At 45.7% G+C, this 2,500-nt stretch carries 4 protein-coding genes (2 of these 4 only partly in view); all 4 read right to left on the bottom strand.

Annotated features, from left to right (window positions below):
* Positions 1 to 676, bottom strand: the beginning of a protein-coding gene (rpoB, locus tag CH367_RS02375; protein WP_100760896.1) for a DNA-directed RNA polymerase subunit beta. It extends 3,005 nt beyond the left edge of the window; 676 of the gene's 3,681 nt are visible here — the first part of the coding sequence; its start codon is at positions 674 to 676; its stop codon lies off the left edge, out of view.
* Positions 677 to 925: 249 nt separating this feature from the next.
* Positions 926 to 1,303: a 50S ribosomal protein L7/L12 gene (gene rplL, locus CH367_RS02365; RefSeq protein ID WP_100760895.1), complete on the bottom strand. Its 378-nt coding sequence runs from the start codon at positions 1,301 to 1,303 to the stop codon at positions 926 to 928.
* 50 nt (positions 1,304 to 1,353) lie between these two features.
* Positions 1,354 to 1,887, bottom strand: a complete 534-nt coding sequence (rplJ, locus tag CH367_RS02360) for a 50S ribosomal protein L10 (protein ID WP_100760894.1) — start codon at positions 1,885 to 1,887, stop codon at positions 1,354 to 1,356.
* Between the two features lie 27 nt (positions 1,888 to 1,914).
* On the bottom strand, positions 1,915 to 2,500 hold the 3' portion of the coding sequence (gene rplA / locus CH367_RS02355; RefSeq protein WP_100760893.1) for a 50S ribosomal protein L1. The gene runs 107 nt beyond the window's last position; only the last 586 of its 693 coding nucleotides appear in the window; the start codon falls outside the window, past its right edge; its stop codon occupies positions 1,915 to 1,917.

Here is a 2,500-nt window from a genome sequence, read left to right as displayed (position 1 = left end):
TAGCACCCGCGATTTTTTCTTTACGGGAACTGTAGAACAGACGGAGAACTTCTTCGTTGGTTCCGTGTCCTAAAGATTTAACAAGAAGGGTTGCCGGGAATTTTTTCTTTCTGTCGATCTTCGCGATCAGAATTCCCTTGTTGTCCATTTCGAATTCCAGCCAAGATCCTCTGTAAGGAATCACTCTGGCGGAGAAAACGTCTCTCTCCATGTCGTAAGAAAAGAAAATACCGGGAGAACGGTGAAGCTGAGAAACGACGACGCGTTCCGCTCCGTTGATGATAAAAGTTCCCTGCTCGGTCATCACGGGAAGATCTCCCATGTAAACCGTTTGTTCGCGGATTTCTCCGGTTTCCTTGATGATCAGCCTGATGACGGCCTTTAACGGAAGCGCGAAAGTTGCGTCCGTGTCCTTACATTCTTGCGGAGAACGTTTCGGGTCCCCGAGAATGTAATGACTGTATTCCATGATCATGTCATTGTTGGGGCTTTCAATAGGAAAGGTCTCCCGGAATACAGCTTCTAATCCTTGATGCTTTCTTTTGGTCTCATCCTTAACGTCCGTCTGGAGAAACCAGTCAAAAGAACGCTTCTGAATTTGAATCAAGTTAGGAAGGTAATCCAGATTCGTGATTTTACCGAAATTTACCCGTTTTCTCTCTACTTGACCGTACATTCTTTGTGCTCCCTATCGATAAATGAAAAACTATGACCTGTATTCAATTGGTAGGTCCTTTAAATCTCGCCCTGTGCGAAAAAGAAGGATTCCGACTCTCTCAGCCTAAGCCAAACTTTTGGAAATGATACCAAATTTCTGAAAGGCTGTAAATACAATAGAGCAAGGAGGTACCTGAAAACCAGGCCTCCTTGCCGTGAGTGAAAGGATTTTTTGATAGCTAGCGCTAACAGAGCTCTAACGAAACGATTAGCTCGCTTTGAGTTCGATCTGTGCGCCAACGCCCTCGAGTTTCTTTTTGAGGTCATCAGCTTCTGCTTTGGAAACGCCTTCTTTAACAGACTTTCCACCAGCTTCAACGAGGTCTTTCGCCTCTTTCAATCCGAGTCCAGTGATTTCTCTTACGAGTTTGATCACTTCGATTTTCTTATCGCCAAAACCTTTCAGAACTACGTTAAACGTAGAAGCTTCTTCAGCGGCGGCTCCACCAGCTGCAGGTGCAGCAGCGGCAACTGCAACCGGAGCCGCAGCAGAAATGCCGAATTTATCTTCCATTTTTTTAACGAGGTCTGCCGCCTCAACTAGGGTTAGGTTTCCGATTTGCTCTAATAGCGCTTCTGTAGACATTTATATGCTCCTTTGATTTCGTTTAGTCGTTTTGCTATTTAAAAAATACGTTATGCGTTCTTTTTCTCTGCGGTTGCTTGGATCGCTCTTGCAAGAGACGCGATGATCTGGTTCATACCGGATGCAATCGTTCTCGCAGGTGCGTTGATTCCACCAGCAATCATAGCCAGAAGTTGTTCGCGACTTGGAAGTCCTGCGATCGCTTCTACACCAGTCGCATCGAGAACGGAACCGTCCATATAACCCGCTCTTAAGATCAGGTTTTTGTTGTTCTTTGCGAAGTCTTTGCAGACTTTTGCAACGGTTGGAAGGTTGTCCTTTGCGAAAATTGCGGCAAGCGGTCCTTGATATTCAGGTCCGAATGTGATGTTCTTATCTTTGTGCGCTCCGGATTCTTTCAACGCTCTTAAGAAAAGGTTATTCTTGAGAACTTTCATCTCAGAACCTTCTTTTCTCAGCTGAGCGCGAAGACCCGTGATTTCTTCCACGGTTAAACCCGAGTAGCAAGCGAGAATGAAGTTATTCTTCTCTTCCAGTTTGCCTTTGAGTAATGCGACTGCTTCTACTTTTTCCTGATTCGCCATTTTCTAATACTCCAAATCTTGTCCAGGTCAGATGGAAGTGTTGACCAGTTCTTTAACGTCTACTTTCACACCGACTCCCATAGTAGGAGCAACGGAGAAAGTTTTTAAGTAATCGCCCTTCGCGTCGGAAGGTTTATCACGCATCAGAGTTTGAACTACGGTGCGGATGTTTTCCACGAGTTTTGCGTTGTCGAAAGAAACCTTACCGATTCCGAGGTGTACCACACCGCCTTTATCGGGACGGTATTCCACTCTTCCGGATTTAAGTTCGGTTACCGCTTTTGCAACATCGTTGGTTACGGTTCCCGCTTTCGGCTTTGGCATAAGACCTTTTCTACCGAGAATCGGACCGAGTTTACCAACATCTTTCATCATGTCGGGAGTAGCCACACAAGCGTCGAAATCAGTCCAACCGCCCGCTACTTTTTCGATCAAATCGGTATCGCCTACGAATTCCGCTCCGGCGTTCTTCGCGTCGTTTTGTTTGTCCCCTTTGCAGAAAACAAGAACGCGAACTTTTTTACCGTTTCCGTGAGGAAGGGAGATCGTTCCACGAATGTTTTGAAGAGATTTATAATTCACTTTCGTAGCGATTTCAACGGTTCCGTCGAAC

The sequence above is a fragment of the Leptospira barantonii genome (assembly GCF_002811925.1).
Lineage (GTDB): Bacteria > Spirochaetota > Leptospiria > Leptospirales > Leptospiraceae > Leptospira > Leptospira barantonii.
This window is presented reverse-complemented; position numbering and strand designations above follow the sequence as displayed.

Coding starts and splice junctions, on each gene's coding strand:
- rplL (WP_100760895.1), bottom strand. CDS start 1,303: ATGTCTACAGAAGCGCTATTAGAGCAAATCGGAAACCTAACCCTAGTT.
- rplJ (WP_100760894.1), bottom strand. CDS start 1,887: ATGGCGAATCAGGAAAAAGTAGAAGCAGTCGCATTACTCAAAGGCAAA.